The 19479-nt window shown below is 59.1% G+C and carries 13 protein-coding genes and 2 pseudogenes; 8 read left to right on the forward strand and 7 right to left on the reverse strand.

The features are described 5' to 3' along the window. Window positions 1–87 precede the first annotated feature (87 nt). The 4 genes from DC522_RS23005 (at window position 88) to DC522_RS23020 (ending at window position 3538) form a co-directional block, all read left to right on the forward strand. A complete protein-coding gene (locus DC522_RS23005) occupies window positions 88–1629 on the forward strand; it encodes a PAS domain S-box protein (protein WP_256369897.1) in 1542 nt (513 codons plus the stop codon). Beyond that, entirely contained in the window at window positions 1619–2254 is a 636-nt protein-coding gene (fixJ, locus tag DC522_RS23010; RefSeq protein ID WP_116530949.1) for a response regulator FixJ, read from the forward strand. Before DC522_RS23005 ends, fixJ begins: the two co-directional genes overlap by 11 nt. A 115-nt stretch (window positions 2255–2369) precedes the next feature. Continuing rightward, window positions 2370–2747 carry a response regulator transcription factor gene (locus DC522_RS23015; protein ID WP_116530950.1) on the forward strand — a complete coding sequence of 126 codons (378 nt, stop codon included), beginning with the start codon at window positions 2370–2372 and terminating at the stop codon, window positions 2745–2747. 113 nt (window positions 2748–2860) lie between these two features. After that, entirely contained in the window at window positions 2861–3538 is a 678-nt protein-coding gene (locus DC522_RS23020; protein ID WP_116530951.1) for a helix-turn-helix domain-containing protein, read from the forward strand. 29 nt (window positions 3539–3567) lie between these two features. Here the strand turns inward: DC522_RS23020 and DC522_RS23025 are convergent, their stop codons facing one another. The 5 genes from DC522_RS23025 to DC522_RS23040 form a co-directional block, all read right to left on the reverse strand. Continuing rightward, window positions 3568–4152: a transcriptional regulator gene (locus DC522_RS23025; RefSeq protein WP_116530952.1), complete on the reverse strand. Its 585-nt coding sequence runs from the start codon at window positions 4150–4152 to the stop codon at window positions 3568–3570. Between the two features lie 106 nt (window positions 4153–4258). Further along, a complete protein-coding gene (locus DC522_RS23030; protein ID WP_116530953.1) occupies window positions 4259–6358 on the reverse strand; it encodes a response regulator in 2100 nt (699 codons plus the stop codon). Further along, the gene (locus tag DC522_RS23035; protein ID WP_371680282.1) at window positions 6355–10515 is read right to left on the reverse strand and encodes a response regulator; all 4161 of its coding nucleotides are present in this window, start codon (window positions 10513–10515) and stop codon (window positions 6355–6357) included. The genes DC522_RS23030 and DC522_RS23035 overlap by 4 nt, the downstream gene beginning before the upstream one ends. 5 nt (window positions 10516–10520) lie before the next feature. Continuing rightward, window positions 10521–12092 (reverse strand): HAMP domain-containing protein, encoded by a 1572-nt coding sequence (locus DC522_RS37375; RefSeq protein WP_371680283.1) that lies wholly within the window; start codon window positions 12090–12092, stop codon window positions 10521–10523. Between the two features lie 340 nt (window positions 12093–12432). After that, entirely contained in the window at window positions 12433–13362 is a 930-nt protein-coding gene (locus tag DC522_RS23040; protein ID WP_116530954.1) for a LysR family transcriptional regulator, read from the reverse strand. Window positions 13363–13505: 143 nt separating this feature from the next. Here DC522_RS23040 and DC522_RS23045 point away from each other — a divergent pair, with 143 nt between their 5' ends. From DC522_RS23045 to DC522_RS23060, 4 genes are all read left to right on the forward strand, one after another. Continuing rightward, window positions 13506–14492: a glutathione S-transferase family protein gene (locus tag DC522_RS23045; protein WP_116530955.1), complete on the forward strand. Its 987-nt coding sequence runs from the start codon at window positions 13506–13508 to the stop codon at window positions 14490–14492. 40 nt (window positions 14493–14532) lie between these two features. Further along, window positions 14533–15582, forward strand: a complete 1050-nt coding sequence (locus DC522_RS23050; RefSeq protein WP_116530956.1) for an LLM class flavin-dependent oxidoreductase — start codon at window positions 14533–14535, stop codon at window positions 15580–15582. A gap of 150 nt (window positions 15583–15732) precedes the next feature. Next, window positions 15733–17109 (forward strand): pyridoxal-phosphate dependent enzyme, encoded by a 1377-nt coding sequence (locus tag DC522_RS23055; protein WP_116530957.1) that lies wholly within the window; start codon window positions 15733–15735, stop codon window positions 17107–17109. After that, window positions 17106–18266 (forward strand): cystathionine gamma-synthase, encoded by a 1161-nt coding sequence (locus tag DC522_RS23060; protein WP_116530958.1) that lies wholly within the window; start codon window positions 17106–17108, stop codon window positions 18264–18266. The genes DC522_RS23055 and DC522_RS23060 overlap by 4 nt, the downstream gene beginning before the upstream one ends. A gap of 614 nt (window positions 18267–18880) precedes the next feature. On the opposite strand, the pseudogene DC522_RS23065 reads toward DC522_RS23060, so the two are convergent. Continuing rightward, window positions 18881–19072 (reverse strand): annotated as a pseudogene (locus tag DC522_RS23065) (hypothetical protein); the annotation flags it as partial. 93 nt (window positions 19073–19165) lie between these two features. Beyond that, a pseudogene (locus DC522_RS23070) lies at window positions 19166–19315 on the reverse strand (transposase); the annotation flags it as partial. Window positions 19316–19479: the final 164 nt, after the last annotated feature.

Raw genomic sequence — 19479 nt, forward strand, 5'->3', positions numbered from 1 at the left:
GTGCTAGGAACGCCATAGGAACGGTGACCGTTTTCCACCGATTGACCAGGGTCAATCGGTGGAGAGCCATCCCGACTGGAGTTTTCTGTGACTGCCTCGGCTTCTGCTCCCTCTACTCTGTCGCAACAGGATATCAGCTTTCAACTGCTGGTCGACGCCGTAACCGACTATGCGATCTGCATGCTCGACACCGAGGGGCGGATCATCAGCTGGAACACGGGCGCCGAGCACATAGGAGGATGGAGCAAGGACGACATCCTGGGGCGTCACTTCTCGATTTTTCACACGCCTGATGACCTCAAGAACGGCAAGGCTAACAGAGCACTCGAAATTGCCCGCGAAACGGGTCGGTTCGAGGAACAGGGCGTGCGCATCCGTAAGGACGGCTCGAGCTTCATCGCCCATGTCAGCCTCACAACTTTGAAGAACGAGGCCGGCGAGCTTCTTGGGTTCGCCAAGGTGACCCGCGACATCACCGAGCGCGTGGCAGCCGAAGAGGCCTTGAGAACCCGTGAGGCGCATCTGCGCTCGATTCTGGAAACGGTGCCAGACGCCATGATCGTCATCGACGAACAGGCGCGCATCCAGTTCTTCAGCGCGGCCGCCGAACGCCTGTTCGGTTACAAGGACCAGGAGATCATCGGCGAGAACATCAAGATCCTCATGCCGGAGCCCTATCGCGAACAGCATGACGGCTACATGCATCGCTATCTCACCACGGGCGAGCGGCGGATCATTGGCATTGGCCGCGTCGTGGTGGGGCAGAGCAAGGACGGCTCCACCTTCCCTATCGAGCTGGCGGTCGGCGAGATGCGCTCGGGCGGCCAGCGCTATTTCACTGGCTTCATCCGCGACCTCACCGAGCGGCAGAAGACCGAAGCTCGTCTGCAGGAGCTGCAGTCGGAGCTCGTGCACATGTCGCGCTTCACCGCGCTCGGCGAAATGGCTTCGACCCTGGCGCACGAAATCAATCAGCCCCTCACGGCCATTGCAAACTATCTCAAGGGCTGCCGCCGCATCCTCCAGCGCATGGAAGGCCAGGACGTGCCGATGCTCGAGGGAGCTGTGAACCAGGCTGCCGAGCAAGCGTTGCGTGCAGGCCAAGTTATCCGCCACCTGCGTGAGTTCGTGGCGCGCGGCGAGAGCGAACGTCACCTCGAAAGCCTTCCCAAGCTGGTCCAAGAGGCCAGCGCCCTCGCCCTTGTCGGCGCCAGGGAAAAGGGCGTGCGTGTCACATACCGCTTCGACCCTGGGGCCCCCATGGTGCTGGCAGACCGCATTCAGATCCAGCAGGTGCTTTTGAACCTCATCCGCAACGCTATAGAGGCCATGGAAGATTCTCCCCGCCGGGAACTTGTGATCGCCACCCAATCCATGCCGAAGGAGGAGTTGGTCGAGGTCAGCGTTGCCGATACGGGCACCGGCATCGAGTCCGAGGTTTTGGAGCGTCTCTTCCAGCCGTTCGTGACGACGAAGAAACATGGTATGGGCGTGGGCCTGTCGATCTGCCGAACCATCGTCGAATCCCATGGCGGGAAGATCTGGATCGAATCGGAAGTTGGTCGGGGAACCACGTTCAGGTTTACGTTGCGTGCTGTCAGTCAGGAGGAGTTAGCGAATGCCGAGTGAAGCGATCGTGCATGTGGTGGACGACGATCTGGCGGTGCGCCAGTCCCTGTCCTTCCTGCTCGCCTCGGACGGTTTGCCGGTGCGCCTCCATGAATCGGCCTCCGCCTTTCTGGACAGCGTGAAAACCGCCCCCGATGGCTGCATCGTCACGGACGTGCGAATGCCCGGCATTGACGGCATCGAGTTCCTGCGCCGTCTGAAAAGCCGAGGCTTCACGCTGCCGGTTATCGTGATGACAGGCCATGCGGATGTGCCGCTTGCGGTCCAAGCCATGAAGGAAGGCGCCCTCGATTTCATTGAGAAACCCTTCGACGACGACCTCTTCCTGGCCGCCGTCCGTGCAGCGCTGAAGCACCATGAAAAGCATGCACATCACGATGCGCAGACTGCCGAAGTAAAGGCGCGGGTTCAGGCGCTGTCGGAACGGGAGAGCCAGGTTCTCGAAGGGCTCGTCGCCGGCAAGGCTAACAAGGTGATCGCGTACGATCTCGGCATCAGCCCCCGCACAGTCGAAATCTACCGGGCCAACGTGATGACGAAGATGCAGGCCTCCAGCCTCTCAGAGCTCGTACGCATGGCCCTTCTCGTCGGTATTCGTCCGGGAGGAAGCGGAGAGACCCCTTAAGGGATATTCCTGAAGTGTCAGAAGGCAGGGGCTTGACCCATATCAAGCCCTCAGTCCCTTAGTTGGATTAGGTTCCCGTGTGACCCTAGAGCCAGGGACCTATTAGGACCTCATCATGTCCATGACACCAGGGCCGGTCATCGTCGTGGATGATGATGCCGCCGTTCGACAATCATTGAAGTTCGCCCTCGAACTCGAGGGGATGAACGTGCGCGTCTACGAAAGTGGCGCCGAACTGCTTGCGGAGCCGGAGCTGCCGGCCAATGGCTGCCTGATTGTCGATTACTACATGCCGTTCATGAATGGGGTCGAGCTGATGGACAAGCTCCGCCGGCGCTCGGTGAAGCTCCCCGCCATCTTGATCACCGCCCGGGCAACGGACGATATGCGCAGGCGCGCAGCCTATTCCGGATTCCGTCAAGTTATTGAAAAGCCACTGGAAGACAGCACTTTTCTCGACAGCATTCGCGGGGCACTGAGCACTCCAGCCTGACCATTTCAGGCCACCTCCGGGATATTCCTTAGGAGAGCATCTGAATTTCACCCTCCGCTGCGTCAGGTTAACCCTGAGCTCAAGTCAGACATTTACCAACGACGAGAGCCCCGATGCAGACCGCGCACGCTTCACTCAGCACCCAGACTGCCCCGAATGTTGCGCTCCTGCGCAACACCCCGGCACCCCGCACCACTCCTGAACTCGGCACCGCGCGCACGGTGACTAAGGACGAAGAGATCTTCGTGGAGGGCGACCGGGCCGCTTACTTCTACAAGGTAGTCTCCGGCGCCGTGCGCACCTTCAAACTCCTGAGCGATGGCCGCCGCCAGATCGATGCCTTCCATCTTCCCGGCGATATCTTCGGCCTGGAACCGGGCGATGAGCATCGCTTCAGCGCCGAAGCTCTCGGCGACGCCACCATCATCGCTTATCGACGCTGCAGCCTGGACGTTCTGGCCTCACGTGATCAGGCCTTCGCCAATCAGGTGATCGCCTCCATGATGCGCTCCCTGGAGCGGGCTCAGGATCATATGCTGCTGCTCGGCCGCAAGCATGCCCTGGAAAAGATCGCCACCTTCCTGCTCGTTCTCTCCGAGCGCCTCACGGAAAACAGCCATGTCGATCTTCCCATGTCGCGCATCGACATCGCCGATCATCTGGGCCTTACCATCGAAACCGTCTCGCGCTCGCTCACGCAGCTCGAGCGCCAGGGCATTATCGAGCTGCCGGCCCACCGTCGCTCCATCGTCCTGCGCAACAAGGCCGCTCTCGAGCGCCTCGAAGCCTGATCGACCTCATATCAATTTATCAGCGAGCCTCAGGCCTTCTGCTTGAGGCTTTTCGCGCATTCTTCAGCGCGTCTTTGCACATCACGCCACACGCGTAATTCTCGCTTGGCGTCTGCGAGAGCACGGTGAGCAGGCTCACCTTCCGCTTCGTCTTTCTGACGTGCTTGTACAAGTATTTCCTTCGCAAGCCTCGCCAGCTCGCTCTCCGGCACACTCGCTTCCTGCAAGATCCGAGTGATCGCTCTCTCATGTGCGACATCGGTATCCTGCAACCGCAAGGCATGCCGTGGCAGCCCAGCGCCTCTCAGCAGCCTGCTGAGCCATTGCCCATCCCAGGAGGGAGCCGTGGCATAAAGCGCATGGCCTGAAAGAACGTCCAGCATGCGCCTGGCCACTTGATCGTGTGGCGTTCCCTCAGTGATCAATTGCTCTCGTGTGAGATGGTGCGTCGCCTCTGATGCAGGGTCCCAATCCGTCCATGAGGGAGCTGGCTTGATCAGATGGCTCTCCTCCGCTCCGGACACGAATACCCAAGCGACTTCGATCGGGTATCCTTCCTTCCCCAGCGAGGACGCTTCAAAATCCAGGAAAACGATATCTGCGGTGTCACTCATCGCACGCCTTCTCGCGCCGATCCTTTCACAGATCCTGCACGGCTGGGGAAGGCCAAAGAACAGCAAGTCGAACTATTCACATGATCGGCTCGTAGCAAATACGCTCTCAAGCGGAAGCGGCAGCCAACATGGGGACAACATTCCTCGCTAGCGGCTTCGCCTTCTCCAGCAGAGCTTGGATCTTCTCAGCGAGATCCGTGGCGCGATAAGGTTTGTAGAGCAGCTCAACGTCCTCGATCATTTCTTCGCTATCCACATAGCCGGTCGTCAGAAGAACGTGGACGCCCGGCTTTTCGCTCTTGATAAAGCGAGCAAGGTCAATCCCGCTCAGACCGCCCGGCATGCGAACGTCAGAAAGAACAAGACGAACGTGATCATTCGTTTTCAACACCTGAGCAGCCTCATCGCCAGTTTCCGCCTCGACAACGTCGAAACCGAGCGAATGCAAGGTTGAGATTGCAACCTGACGGACCGCAGGGTTGTCCTCAACCACCAGAACGGTCTGCCCCTCGCCAAACGGCTTTGCGAAAACCGTCTGCTTCTCGTTAAGGCTCTCAGCCACTCCATCAGCTCGCGGCAGGAAGATGCGGATCGTCGTTCCCTGATTGGGCGCACTGTCGATTTCCACATGACCGTGGGATTGCTGAACAAATCCGTAAACCATGCTGAGGCCAAGACCTGTGCCTTTGCCGCTCTCCTTCGTCGTGAAGAACGGCTCGAACACTCGTTGGAGAACCTCGGGCGACATGCCGATTCCTGTGTCTCTGACCGAAATCACGACATAATCGCCAGGGTTCTCGACCTTACCATCGTCCAAGGCTTGCGTACCAACGGAGATCGATAGATCGCCCCCTTCCGGCATGGCATCGCGCGCATTGACGGCAAGGTTAAGGAGTGCTGCCTCGAGTTGCGCCCGGTCGACTTCGATCGGATATACATCGTTAGCCACATCAAGGCTGACATTGATGCGCTCGCCCAGAGTCCGACGCATCAGTTCCAACAATCCCGGCATCAAAGCGCCGACATCGATCACGGAGACCTGCAGCGGTTGACGGCGAGAGAAGGCAAGAAGCCTGTGCGTGAGATCAGCACATCGTTGAGCACCTTCCATCGCCATCCTGACGCGCGTCTCCGCCTTCGCATTGCCTTTGATGGCTTTCTGCAACAGATCGAGATTGCCGATGACGACACTCAGCATGTTGTTGAAGTCGTGCGCAATTCCACCCGTCAGGCGCCCCACGGCTTCAAGCTTGCTGGCATGGAGCAGGTTCTGCTCCATCTGTTTGCGTTCTGTGATGTCGAACCACATGCCGAAGAACTCACGCGGACGTCCTTCGTCATCACGCATGAGCATCGTCTGATCGAGGAAGAACCGCTCCGTCCCATCGGCACAGGTCCAGCGGTACTCCAGCGTGACGGCGCCTTGGTCGGTCAGTTCTTGAAGTTGCGTGAGAACTCTCTCCCGATCATCGGGATGCAGACGGGACGACCAGAAATCCGGCGATTGGAGGAACGCCTTGGGCGGGAAGCCAGTGATCCGCTCAATACTCTCGTTCGTGAAGTGGAGTTGCCGGTGATCCTCCTGCACCGATGCGGTGTAGAGCGCGATCGGCAGCGACTCCAGGACGATGGACTGATGCTCCTCACGGCGCCGTAGAGCCTGCTCGGTCTTGAGCTTCTCGCTCCGGACCCGCAGGTTCTCCATGAGAAGGCGGCGCTCCTCCTCACCCTGTCGGCGGATCTCCTCCGTCTTGCGATAAAGATCCACGAACACATCGACCTTCGACCTTAGGATCAGCGGTTCGATGGGCTTGAACACATAATCCACCGCGCCTGCCGAGTACCCGCGGAAGACATGCATGTCGTCCTTGTTGAAGGCGGTCAGGAACAGGATGGGAACACGCGACGAGCGAGACCGGTTGCGGATGAGTCCCGCAACCTCATAACCGTCGAGCCGAGGCATCTGCACGTCGAGAAGGATGACCGCAAAGTCATGCTTCAGAACATGTCGCAAGGCGGCCTCGCCACAATCCGCCGTGACGATTTCGATGCCGGGCGCCCGGAGAATTTCCTCGACAGCAACAAGATTCCGGGGGTCATCGTCGACCACCAGAATCTTTGCTGGAACCGGATTGGACGTGGCGCGCGCCAGAACCTGAGGCTTCAGGTCGAGTTCCGGCCCGCGCTGTCCGATATGTTTTATCATGTCCTCAGACCGGTCTCTGCTGCACCATTGGAGTGTGTCTTCCCCTCAGGCACATAGGTGCTTCGACTCAGTTGAACGCGCAAGACTGCGAGAAGTTGATCGATGTCCACAGGTTTCGAGACATAATCAGTGGCGCCCGCTTCCAGACACTTTTCTCTGTCGCCCTTCATGGCCTTCGCCGTGACAGCGATAAGCGGAAGATTCCGATAGCGAGGATCCTTACGGATTTCCTGCATCGTCTCGTAACCGTCCATCTCCGGCATCATGATATCGACAAGGGCAATATCCACATCCGGCGTCTCCCTCAGCTTCTCGATACCCTCAAGACCATTCTCCGCAAAGATGACGCTGAGGCCATATTGCTCGAGAGCGCTCGTCAGCGAAAAGATGTTGCGCATATCATCATCGATGATCAGCACCTTCCGGCCTTCGAGCATCGATTCTCCCTTGGGCTCTACAATAATCTGGCTCTCCTCCGGGATTGCACTAATCGAGCGATGCAGGAACAAGGCCGTATCATTGAGAAGCCGCTCGGATGAGCCCTCACCCTTGAGGATCACCGTTGCGGCGATCTGCTCCAGACGGCGCTCTTCCGCACGGCTCAGATCCTGTCCGGTATAGATGACAATCGGAAGATCCTCGCCGCCCTTGGTCTTGCGGATGCGTTCAATGAGTTCCGCACCCGGCAGATCTGGCAAGCCGAGATCCACCACCGCACAGTCGAACTTGCGTGCCTGGATGGTCTCAAGGGCCTCCTCTGCCGTAGCAACGGCAGTGACATCTACCTCCTCGCCTTTCATAAGTTCGGAGATGCTCATCCTTTGGCTATCATCGTCCTCGACGAGGATCAGCTTCTTGACCGGTCGATCAATGAAATCCTTGGTGCGGTTCAGCGCCATCATCAGGGATTCCCGGTCGACTGGCTTCTCGAGGAAGCCGAAGGCGCCTGCCTTTAGACCGCGCTTCTTTTGATCATCCACCGAAATCACGTGTATCGGCACGTGGCGCGTCCTCGGATCGTGCTTGAGAAGATCAAGCAACGCCCAGCCATCCATATCAGGCAGGCCGATGTCCAGCGTGATCGCGTGCGGCTTATATCGATGAGCTAGGGCAAGAGCCGAAGCACCATCCATAGCGATCAGTCCCTTGAAGCCCTGCTCGCGTGCAAGCTCAAGGAGCACCGATGCGAACATCGCATCGTCCTCAATGATCAGAACGACTCGGTCGCCAGATACGATGGCATGCCTGTCATCAAGGGAAGCTGAGAGCGCCATGGGTGCCGATGGCTGACGCAGGATGGCGGACGTGGTGTCTTCTGCAGTACCGGTCGCCCCGCTTCCGTTAGGACGCGGGCTCGAGGTGAACGTTTGAACGCCGTGGTTCGCAGGCGGCTCCAGCGGCAGGAACAGGGTGAACTTCGAGCCCTGTCCCGGAGCGCTCGACACCACGATCTCGCCACCAAGCAGACGTGCAATTTCGCGGCTGATCGACAGACCGAGACCCGTACCGCCGTATTTGCGGCTCGTCGTGCCATCCGCCTGCTGGAACGCCTCGAAGATGATGCGCTGCTTGTCCTCTGGAATACCGATGCCGGTATCCGTGACGGAGATCGAGATCCACTGACTGCCGGCCCGCAGAGGCGAACCTTCAGCTGAACCGATCTGCAGTTTCACGCCACCTTTTTCGGTGAACTTAAAGGCATTGGACAGAAGGTTGCGCAGGACTTGCTGCAACCGCTTCGAGTCCGTCCTGATCATAGGCGGCAGCTTCGGATCCACATCGATATGGAAGTCGAGCCTCCGCTCCTCCGCGATCTGGCGGAAGGTGCGATCCATATGATTGACGAGATCCTTGAAACCTACGTTCGTGACTTCAAGGCTCACCGTGCCAGACTCGATCTTCGACAGGTCGAGGATGTCGTTGATCAGGGCAAGCAGGTCCGAGCCCGCCGCATGGATCGTCTTGGCGAACTCCTTCTGCTTCTCACTGAGATTACCTTCAGGATTCTCAGTGAGAAGCTTCGACAGGATCAGGAGCGAGTTCAGCGGTGTACGCAGCTCATGGCTCATATTGGCTAGGAACTGGGACTTGTAGCGCGAGGTCAGCGACAGCTGCTCGGCTTTCTCTTCCAGCGCGGTCTTGGCGACGGAAACCTCACGGTTCTTGGCCTCAACCTCCTGCTTCTGCAGTTCAAGCAGGCGTGCCTTGTCCTCAAGCTCCTCATTTGACTTCTGAAGTGCTTCCTGCTGCTGGCGCAGAAGCTCCTCCGACTGACGGAGGGTCGCCGCCTGCTGCTCCAGACGGTCATTCGTGTTCTTCAACTCCTCCTGCTGGCTTTGCAGCTCAATCGTGAGAAGCTGCGATTGCTTGAGCAGGCCTTCCGTCCGCATGTTGGCGGCAATGGTGTTGAGAACGATACCGATCGACTCGGTCAACTGATCAAGGAACGACTGATGCGTCTCCGAGAAGCGGCTGAACGAAGCGAGCTCAATGACAGCCTTCACCTCCTGTTCGAACAGCACCGGCAGAACGATGATGTTGAGCGGCGGAGCCTCACCCAGTGCAGAGCTGATGGCGATGTAGTCGCCCGGCGCATTGGTGATGAGAATACGCTTCTTCTCATAGGCGACCTGCCCGACGAGGCCTTCCTTCAAGCGGAAGCGATTATTGAGATGCTTGCGCTCCGTGAAAGCATAGGAGGCAATGAGTTCGAGTATCGGCTCGCTACCATCTGTGTCGACTGTATAGAATACACCGTGCTGCGCATTCACCAGCGGAGCGATCTCTGACAGGATCATGTTGGACACGGTGGTGAGATCGCGCTCGCCTTGCAGCATGCGGGTGAACTTGGCGAGGTTGGTTTTGAGCCAATCCTGCTCCGCATTCTTGAGCGTCGTGTCGCGCAAGTTGCGGATCATCTCGTTGACGTTGTCCTTGAGCGAGGCAAGCTCGCCGGAGGCCTCCACCGAAATCGACCGGGTCAGGTCGCCCTTCGTCACGGCGGTCGCCACGTCCGCAATAGCGCGCACCTGCGTTGTGAGGTTCGCGGCGAGCTGGTTCACGTTGTCGGTGAGGTCACGCCACAATCCGGCTGCACCCGGCACTCTCGCTTGGCCGCCGAGCTTTCCTTCGACGCCCACCTCGCGGGCCACGTTCGTGACCTGGTCGGCAAATGTGGCGAGCGTGTCGATCATCTCGTTGATGGTCTCAGCGAGTGCTGCGATTTCACCCTTGGCATCCACGGTGAGCTTGCGCTTGAGATCACCCTCCGCGACCGCAGTCACGACGCTGGCGATACCGCGCACCTGACCGGTGAGGTTATTCGCCATCATGTTCACGTTGTCGGTGAGGTCCTTCCACGTGCCGGCCACACCCCGTACCTGCGCCTGTCCACCGAGCTTACCCTCGATACCCACCTCGCGCGCCACGCGGGTCACCTCGCCGGCGAAGGAGTTGAGCTGGTCGACCATGGTGTTGATGGTGTTCTTCAGCTCAAGGATCTCGCCGCGCACCTCCACAGTGATCTTCTTCGAAAGGTCACCGTTTGCAACCGCGGTGGTCACCTCAGCAATGTTACGAACCTGGCCCGTCAGGTTGGCGGCCATGAGGTTCACGTTGTCGGTGAGGTCCTTCCAGACGCCGCCGACGCCACGCACCTGCGCCTGACCGCCGAGCTTGCCCTCGGTGCCCACTTCGCGCGCCACGCGGGTCACCTCGCCTGCGAACGAATTGAGCTGGTCCACCATCGTGTTGATGGTGTTCTTCAGCTCAAGAATTTCACCTTCGACCGCTACAGTGATCTTTTTAGACAGGTCACCCATGGCGACGGCGGTGGTCACTTCAGCGATGTTACGCACCTGGCCGGTGAGGTTCGCCGCCATCATATTCACATTATCGGTGAGGTCCTTCCACGTGCCGGCAACGCCACGGACCTGGGCCTGTCCACCGAGCTTGCCTTCCGAACCCACCTCCTTCGCAACGCGCGTCACTTCCGAAGCGAAGGAGTTGAGCTGGTCCACCATCGTGTTGATGGTGTTCTTCAACTCAAGGATCTCGCCGCGCACCTCCACGGTAATCTTCTTGGAGAGATCACCCATTGCGACGGCGGTCGTCACCTCAGCGATGTTACGCACCTGGCCCGTCAGGTTCGCGGCCATGAGGTTCACGTTGTCGGTGAGGTCCTTCCACGTGCCGGCGACTCCACGGACTGGGCCTGCCCGCCGAGCTTGCCTTCCGATCCCACCTCGCGCGCCACGCGGGTCACTTCCCAGGCGAAGGAGTTGAGCTGGTCCACCATCGTGTTGATGGTGTTCTTCAGCTCGAGAATCTCGCCGCGCACCTCCACAGTGATCTTCTTCGAAAGGTCACCGTTCGCGACGGCGGTGGTGACCTCGGCAATGTTACGCACCTGACCTGTCAGATTGGCGGCCATGAGGTTCACGTTGTCGGTGAGGTCCTTCCACGTGCCGGCAACGCCACGGACCTGGGCTTGCCCACCGAGCTTGCCTTCCGAACCCACTTCGCGGGCGACGCGCGTCACTTCCGAAGCGAAGGAGTTGAGCTGGTCCACCATCGTGTTGATGGTGTTCTTCAGCTCAAGGATCTCGCCGCGCACCTCCACAGTGATCTTCTTCGAAAGGTCACCGTTCGCGACGGCGGTGGTGACCTCGGCAATGTTACGCACTTGGCCCGTCAGGTTCGCCGCCATCATGTTCACGTTCTCGGTGAGATCGCGCCAGACACCGCCGACGCCCTCCACCTGCGCCTGGCCACCGAGCTTGCCTTCCGAACCCACCTCCTTCGCAACGCGCGTCACTTCCGAAGCGAAGGAGTTGAGCTGGTCCACCATCGTGTTGATGGTGGATTTCAACGCCAGGATTTCGCCTTTCACATCGACGGTGATCTTCTTGGAGAGGTCACCTCGGGCAACTGCGGTCGTCACCTCAGCAATGTTACGCACCTGGCCCGTCAGGTTGGCGGCCATCATGTTCACGTTTTCGGTAAGGTCCTTCCAGACGCCACCGACGCCGCGCACCTGGGCTTGCCCACCGAGTTTGCCCTCGGTACCCACTTCGCGCGCCACGCGAGTCACCTCGCCGGCGAAGGAGTTGAGCTGGTCCACCATCGTGTTGATGGTGTTCTTCAGCTCAAGGATCTCGCCCTTCACATCGACGGTGATCTTTTTGGACAGATCGCCCATCGCGACGGCGGTTGTCACCTCGGCGATGTTACGCACCTGGCCGGTGAGATTTGCGGCCATGAGGTTCACGTTATCGGTGAGGTCCTTCCACGTGCCGGCAACGCCCTTCACCTTGGCCTGACCACCGAGCTTGCCTTCCGATCCCACCTCGCGGGCCACGCGGGTCACTTCGGAGGCGAAGCTGCCAAGCTGGCCCACCATGGTATTGACCACCTTGCCGATGCGCAGGAACTCGCCGCGTAGGGGGCGTCCTTCCGTTTCAAGCTCAATGGTCTGACTGAGGTCGCCCTTCGCCACGGCACCGATCACACGGGCCACTTCGATGGTCGGCTGAACGATGTCGCCGATCATGGAATTTACGGAGTTGATGCAATCGCTCCAGCAGCCGGTCGCTCCATCGAGGCGACCACGCTCGCTAATGCGGCCTTCCTTACCCACCACCTTCGCCACCCGATCAAGCTCGCTGGCGAGGCCCTGGTTCAGATCGGCAATGTCATTGAAAGCTCCCGCAATCTCGCCGTCGATTCCGGTCATGTCAGTTGGCAGCCGAACCGAAAAGTCTCCTTTCCGGAAAGCACGCAACACTTTGAGCAGCAGCCTGGGATCAAGCTGCGGTATGGCAGATTCAACTTCTGGCATGAAGCCCCCCGTAACACAATCCGGGCATAAGGCCCGGCACCCCTTGCTTTACGGCAAACCGACGGGTGCTCTCTCCACCTCTGGACGGAAGCCGACCATCCATAACGTAGGCATCTGAGAAAAGTTCCAAGGTGCCGAGGGGCTGTTGCAGACCTTCTCTCGAGGCGTAGAACAAGATTAATTCGGCAGCGCAAAGATATGAAATATCAGCGCCGTCGCTGTTTGCCGCTCAATGTCAGCCCAGCAGCTTGAGACCACGATCCCAAGGCGGGTTAGGCCCGAACCGTTGCGCCAGGAAATCCACGAAAGCTCGAACTTTGGCCGGCGGATGGCGGTTAGCCGGGTAAACCGCGAAAACCCCTGGCAATTCGAGCGGGGGGTGATCAAGGGTCAAGGACACAAGCCGACCTGCCCGCAGTTCGTCGCTGACGACGAAGGAGGGCTCATAGATAACGCCCTGTCCCGCAACAGCAGCAGCCACAAGAGCATCACCATTGTTGACGCGAAGGTTACCCTTGATCGAGATCTTTACTTTGCCCTCTACGTCAAATGCCCATTCGTCCGGTCCAAGAGTACGGGAGAGGGTGTAGCCGAGACAATTATGCTCCATGAGATCCGCGACGGTTTTCGGCGTACCCTTCTCTTTAAAGTAAGCCGGCGATCCGCAGACCACGAGCCGACAGGGGGCAATCCTGCGTGCGATCATGGTAGAATCCCGCAAGCGCCCAATCCGCACGGCCACATCCCACCCCTCCTCGATCAGATCGACGAAGCGGTCGTTCAATCCGAGATCGACCGTTACAGCGGGATGAAGACGAGAGAATTCGGCCATAAGGGGGGCGACTTCTCGAAACCCGAAGGACAGGGGAGCATTCACCCTCAGCATTCCCCTCACCTCGACCCGCTCGGCGGAAGCCGCGGCTTCCGCTTCCTCCACCTCAGCAAGGATGCGCTCGGCGCTCTCAAGATAACGCCGACCCGCTTCGGTGAGAGTGAGACGCCGGGTCGTCCGGTGAAGGAGTTTGACGCCAAGCCGGTCCTCAATGGCTCCGACATGCTTTGTCGCCATCGTCTGAGAGATACCAAGCGACCTGGCAGCAGCCGACAGGCTGCCAAGAGCGGCCACCCGCACGAAAATCTGCATTCCGGTGACTCGATCAAGCATGAATCTCACTCCCTAGGGGTGAAGTCTTATCCAGAGAGTCTGGATTATCAACTCGGAAGGTGAGGTATAGATGAGCCTGAACCACTCTCAGGAGCCCCCGTTCACAGCACGGCGGCTCTGGGCCTTCCTCGAAGGATTTTGCAATGCTCGTGAATGGAAAATGGTCGGCTGAATGGCACCCTGTTCAGGCCAAGGATGCTAAAGGCGGTTTCGTGCGGCAGACATCGAGCTTCCGCAACTGGGTCACGCCTGACGGCCACTCGGGTCCCACAGGTGAAGCCGGCTTCAAGGCCAAGGCCGGACGCTATCATCTTTATGTCGCGCTGATCTGCCCCTGGGCCTCACGCACCCTCATCGCCCGCACCCTGAAAGGTCTGGAGAACGCCATCTCCGTTTCCATTGTCGAGCCGGCGCTTACCGATCAGGGCTGGCGGTTCGGCGAAGGCCGTGGCGCAACCCGGGATGCGATCCATGGGGCAACCTACATCCACCAGACCTACACAAAGGCCGATCCTACCTTCACAGGTCGCGCGACGGTGCCGGTGCTCTGGGACAAGGAACGGCAGACCATCGTGAATAACGAATCCGCCGACATCGTCCGCATGTTCAACTCAGGCTTCGGCAGCCTCGCAAACAATACATATGATCTTTACCCGGAAGATCTGCGTGCCAGCATAGATGCGCTCAACGACATCATCTATCCAGGCCTGAACAATGGCGTTTACCGCGCAGGCTTCGCAACAACGCAGGAAGCTTACGAAGAAGCCGTCCACCAAGTCTTCACCACGCTGGACAGGCTGGAAGGCCTTCTGTCGGACCGCGCCTTTCTTTTCGGAGATCGCCTGACTGAGACGGATATCCGCCTCTTCGTCACGCTCATCCGCTTCGATGCGGCTTATCATGGCTTGTTCAAGTGCAACCTGCGCCGCATCGCGGATTATCCTCGCCTCTCCACCTATCTCGATCGCATGCTGGATGTGCCAGGCATCGCTGCCACGGTCAGCATCGACCATATCAAGAGAGGCTACTATTCCATCAACGCTCTCAACCCGAACGGCATCGTGCCTGTCGGGCCCAAGATGCCTTTTGCCGAGAAGCTTCAGATTGTCGCCGATAAAGCAGCTGCCTGATACGGTAGAAACGAGTGAAGCAATAACCTGAAGGATTGCCATGGAACTTGGTATCTACACTTTCGGCGAGAGAACACCTGACCCCAAGACAGGTCATCTCGTCAGTGCCACACAACGCTTGCGGGATTTAATTGAGGAGATCGAACTTGCTGATCAACTCGGTCTGGATGTGTTCGGTCTCGGCGAACATCACCGGGAGGACTACGTGGTGTCCGCTCCTGCCATCGTTCTGGCAGCCGCCGCCGAGCGCACGAAGAACATTCGCCTGACCAGCGCCGTGACGGTGCTGAGTTCCGATGATCCCGTGCGCATATTCCAGAGCTTCGCAACGCTCGATCTTCTGTCTGGCGGACGCGCAGAGATCATGGCGGGTCGCGGCTCGTTCATCGAGTCGTTCCCGCTCTTCGGCTATGATCTGAAAGATTACGACACTCTCTTCGCGGAAAAGTTCGATCTGCTCTTGAAGATCCGAGATCAGGAGCGCGTCACCTGGTCAGGCGAGCATCGTGCACCGCTTCACGACCAGCCTGTCTATCCGCGTCCGATCCAGAACCCTCTGCCGATCTGGATCGCAGTGGGCGGCACACCACAATCGGTGGCGCGCGCCGGTGTACTTGGGCTTCCGCTGGCGATCGCCATCATCGGCGGAGAACCGGAACGTTTTGCACCTCTCGTCTCTCTCTATCGTGAAGCGGCGCGGCGAGCCGGGCATGATCCCTCGCATCTAAAGGTCGGCATCAACACCCATGCCTATGTGGCTCCCACGTCGCAGCAGGCAGCCGATGAATTCTTCCCGCCCTATGCAGATGTCATGTCGAAGCTTGGACGAGAGCGCGGCTGGGGACCGACGACGCGAGAGCACTTCGAAGTCATGCGCTCCCCTCGTGGTGCGCTCGCCGTCGGCAGCCCACAAGAGATTATCGACAAGATCCTCTTCCAGCACGAGATCTTCGGCCATGACCGCTACCTAGCCCAGTTCAGTGTCGGCACCATGCCTCATGACCAGATCATGCGGAGCATCGAGCTGTTCGGAACGAAGGTCGCGCCTGTAATTCGGAAAGAAATTCAGGGCCGCAACAGAGCCGAATAGGTCAGAAGGGCGGATCCCGAACCCCTTCTCCAGCATTGAGAAACAACGAACAGTCCCACTTCCTGAGAATTCTCAGGGACGCCTATAGGCAGGAACATTTTTCACATCTATATAGAAACAATAATATATTCCACATAAGGATGTCGTGAAATGGCCGCGCATGGAGCCTTGGACCTGATCGGCAGGACGCCTCTCGTTGAGGTGACGCACCTGGATACCGGTCCCTGCAGGTTGTTCCTGAAGCTTGAGAGCGCTAATCCGAGCGGCTCCATCAAGGACCGCCCCGCCCGCGCCATGATCGAGGCCGCCGAAAAGAACGGCAGCCTGAAGCCCGGCGGTACGATCGTGGAGGCCACGGCCGGCAATACGGGCGTTGGACTCGCTTTGGTCGGCGCCAGCAAGGGCTATCGCACCCTCTTGGTCGTTCCGGACAAGATGTCCCGCGAGAAGGTGCTGCATGCGAAAGCCCTCGGCGCTGAGGTAGTCATCACCCGCTCGGATGTCGGCAAGGGACATCCCGATTACTATCAGGACCTCGCCCAGAAGATCACGGCCCAGACGCGTGGCGCCGTCTATATCAACCAGTTCGAGAACCCCGCGAACCCGGCAGCTCACGAAGCCAGTACCGGACCCGAGATCCTCGAAGGGATGGAAGGCGATGTCGATGCCGTCATCGTTGGCGTTGGCTCCGGCGGCACGCTGACCGGCATTGGGCGCTATCTCAGGAAGGCCTCCCCAAAGACCGCAATGGTCCTCGCCGACCCTGCCGGCTCAATTCTCGCCCCGCTCGTGGAAACGGGAGAGATGACGGAGGCAGGCTCTTGGGCCGTCGAAGGCATCGGTGAGGATTTCGTGCCCCCGAATTGCGATCTTTCTCTCGTGAAGAAAGCCTATTCCATCGGCGACAAGGAGAGCTTCTCCGCTGCTCGCGAGCTCCTTCGTAAAGAAGGTATTCTTGCCGGTTCATCGTCCGGCACCCTGCTGGCTGCTGCCTTGCGTTATTGCCGTGAGCAGAGCCACCCAAAGCGCGTGGTGACGCTCGTCTGCGACACAGGTGCCAAGTACCTATCGAAGGTGTTCAACGATGCCTTCATCGCGCAGGAAGGATGGCTCGATCGTAAGCCGACCGGCACCGCACGCGACGTGGTGATCAATCCGTTTGGCGAAGGTGCAACGATCTTCGTCTCCCCGAACGAGACTCTTCGTTCCGCCTTTGCGCGCATGCGCTCCTCCGACATCTCGCAGCTGCCGGTGATCGAGGATCGCTGCGTCGTCGGCCTCATCGACGAGAGCGATATCCTCGACGCGCTCGTCGCAAACGAGAATGCTCCGCAGAGCGTCTTCAACAAGCCTGTGCGCGAGATCATGGTGACCCGCCTGCAGACTGTTTCTGCGCAGGCGCCAGTCAAGGAGCTTCTGCCTCTCTTCGCCGCCGGTCTCGTGCCGGTCATCATGGATGGCGACAACTTCGTCGGTCTCGCCACCCGCATCGACCTCATCAACTACTTCCGGATCCAAGCCCAATGAATGCCCGCAACCAACTCTCCTTCGCCACCCGCTGCATCCACGCTGGCCAGACACCGGATCCTACGACGGGCGCGGTGATGATGCCGATCTACGCCACCTCCACGTTCGCGCAGGAGAGCCCGGGCGTTCACAAGGGCTTTGAATATGCACGCTCGCAAAATCCTACTCGCATGGCTTTCGAGCGCTGCATTGCGGATCTCGAAGGAGGCACAGCCGCTTTCGCGTTCTCATCCGGTCTTGCCGCAAGCGCGACGGTCCTCGATATGCTGGAGCAGGGCTCGCACATCGTCGCATCGGATGATCTTTACGGCGGCACGCGTCGGCTCTTCGAGAAAGTACGCAAGCAATCGGCCGGCCTCGACATCACCTATGTCGATCTCGGCAATCCGGATGCCGTGAAGGCAGCCTTGCGCCCCAACACGCGCCTTGTTTGGGTAGAGACACCGACCAATCCGCTCCTCAAGCTCGCCGACCTGGAAGCCATCGCCCAAGTCACGCGCGGCCACGGCACGTTGCTGGTCGCCGACAATACCTTCGCGAGCCCCTGGGTGCAGCGTCCGCTGGAGTTCGGCTTCGACATCGTCGTGCATTCCACGACCAAGTACCTGAACGGTCATTCCGACATGGTGGGCGGCGTCGTGATCGTAGGTCAGAACCAGGAAGTTCGCGAGAAGATCGCATTCCTTCAGAATGCCGTCGGCTCGATTTCCGGCCCCTTCGATAGTTTTTTGGCTCTCCGCGGCCTGAAAACCCTGTCGCTGCGCATGGAGCGCCACTGCACGTCGGCCCTAAAGATTGCAGAGTTTCTTGAGGCTCATCCGCAAGTGGATAGCGTGATTTATCCGGGCATTGCCTCGCATCCTCAGCATGAGCTGGCAAAGCGTCAGATGCGCGGCTTCGGCGGCATCATCACGGCTCGGATCAAAGGCGGGCTCGATGGCGCGACGCGCTTCCTGGAGCGCTGCCAGCTCTTCACCCTGGCGGAAAGCCTCGGCGGAGTGGAAAGCCTGATCGAACACCCGGCCATCATGACCCATGCCTCTGTGCCGCCGCACGTGCGAGCGGAGCTGGGAATCGACGATGGGCTCGTGCGCCTGTCGGTCGGCATCGAAGACGCCGATGACCTGATCCAGGATCTGCGTTCGGCGCTTGCGTAAAAGACCTGTTCTTGGAGGGAAGACCAATGGGACTTGAGCCTTCCCGTTCCCTCAATGCAACCTCGACGTGATCCGCTTGATTATGGCATCAAGGAGAGCCAGGACCGCATCTCTGCTGGCTACTGAGAGAGAAGCCATTCCTGTCTCTCCCCTACCCTCGCTCACGGTCTCCAGAACAGTGTAATAAGCCAGACCGTGCTTGGGACCGCGGACCTCGCTCTTGAGCGCGCTGATGGCATCGATGATGCGGGCATGCTCTCCGGCCCTACGAGATCACGAGCTCTCTTCAGGATATGTAGAACGGTTATTTGAGTGTCCATTGCGGCAAGCTTCCGTCGCAGCCCGCTTATCTTTATGTGTCGCGACCGCTCATGAAGCATGGTTGAGTTCAGACTGTCCGACAAGGGAATGCTCAGGCCATGCGACGCCGCACCACAGCCTTTGGACAGGGACGACACTCAATGAGTGATCGCTGCGGGGCCACGGACAGCGGCCCCTCTCATTCATCGCCGCTGCACAACTTAGAGGCGCGCCGCCTCTACACTCAAAGCTCGTAGGGAATGACAGTCTACAAGGAGCCAATACTCAGCAAGGCGGTGATCCGCCGGTAGCCATACCGCTCGCTGGGTCCCGCGCGGTTGGCTGACAAGGCGGCAGGCGTGCCGCTCCGAAAGGCCATACTTCTCCTGGATTCGGCTTACCGCCTGCTTGCAGGTGAATGCGATGCTCTTGCCTTGAGCGAGTTGCACCTGGATCTGGCGCAACTTCGCGATGATCTGCTCTGAACTGAACTTCTTCTTTGGCATCGAAGCTCCTTGGCTCCAGGTCGATCCTCTCAATCAACCTGGTCCACTTCCACCCAGTCAGGTTACCATCGTAAGGCGTCGAGACGGCCTAGGAAAGCGGTCCCGAACGCCAGCCTCGCGCCAGGGTGCGCCGGTGCGAAAGCGCCAGAGAATGCCATTGAGGCCCCGCCGATCGTTCACCCGCGGCACGCCGCGCGGCTTGTTGGGCAGAAAAGGCTCAATCACCTTCCACTTGAAATCAGTAGTTCATGCTTGCGCATGAGGTGCTCTCACGCCCGGAAGGTGAATCATCAACTAACCGCAAATCAAAGATTTTTGCGGATTGACGACCTAGGCTGTAGTGACGATTTAAGGCAGGGGATTCCCAAGAGGACGCAAATCAGATTCAAGGCTGACTTTTTGGAGGT

The sequence above is a fragment of the Microvirga sp. KLBC 81 genome, assembly GCF_003075415.1.
In the GTDB taxonomy this organism is placed as follows: domain Bacteria; phylum Pseudomonadota; class Alphaproteobacteria; order Rhizobiales; family Beijerinckiaceae; genus Microvirga.

Excerpts from the sequence above, each read along its gene's own strand:
- fixJ (WP_116530949.1), top strand. The coding sequence starts at position 1,619 with ATGCCGAGTGAAGCGATCGTGCATGTGGTGGACGACGATCTGGCGGTG.
- DC522_RS23015 (WP_116530950.1), top strand. The coding sequence starts at position 2,370 with ATGTCCATGACACCAGGGCCGGTCATCGTCGTGGATGATGATGCCGCC.
- DC522_RS23020 (WP_116530951.1), top strand. The coding sequence starts at position 2,861 with ATGCAGACCGCGCACGCTTCACTCAGCACCCAGACTGCCCCGAATGTT.
- DC522_RS23025 (WP_116530952.1), bottom strand. The coding sequence starts at position 4,152 with ATGAGTGACACCGCAGATATCGTTTTCCTGGATTTTGAAGCGTCCTCG.
- DC522_RS23030 (WP_116530953.1), bottom strand. The coding sequence starts at position 6,358 with ATGATAAAACATATCGGACAGCGCGGGCCGGAACTCGACCTGAAGCCT.
- DC522_RS23035 (WP_371680282.1), bottom strand. The coding sequence starts at position 10,515 with ATGGCCGCGAACCTGACGGGCCAGGTGCGTAACATCGCTGAGGTGACG.
- DC522_RS37375 (WP_371680283.1), bottom strand. The coding sequence starts at position 12,092 with ATGACCGGAATCGACGGCGAGATTGCGGGAGCTTTCAATGACATTGCC.
- DC522_RS23040 (WP_116530954.1), bottom strand. The coding sequence starts at position 13,362 with ATGCTTGATCGAGTCACCGGAATGCAGATTTTCGTGCGGGTGGCCGCT.
- DC522_RS23045 (WP_116530955.1), top strand. The coding sequence starts at position 13,506 with ATGCTCGTGAATGGAAAATGGTCGGCTGAATGGCACCCTGTTCAGGCC.
- DC522_RS23050 (WP_116530956.1), top strand. The coding sequence starts at position 14,533 with ATGGAACTTGGTATCTACACTTTCGGCGAGAGAACACCTGACCCCAAG.
- DC522_RS23055 (WP_116530957.1), top strand. The coding sequence starts at position 15,733 with ATGGCCGCGCATGGAGCCTTGGACCTGATCGGCAGGACGCCTCTCGTT.
- DC522_RS23060 (WP_116530958.1), top strand. The coding sequence starts at position 17,106 with ATGAATGCCCGCAACCAACTCTCCTTCGCCACCCGCTGCATCCACGCT.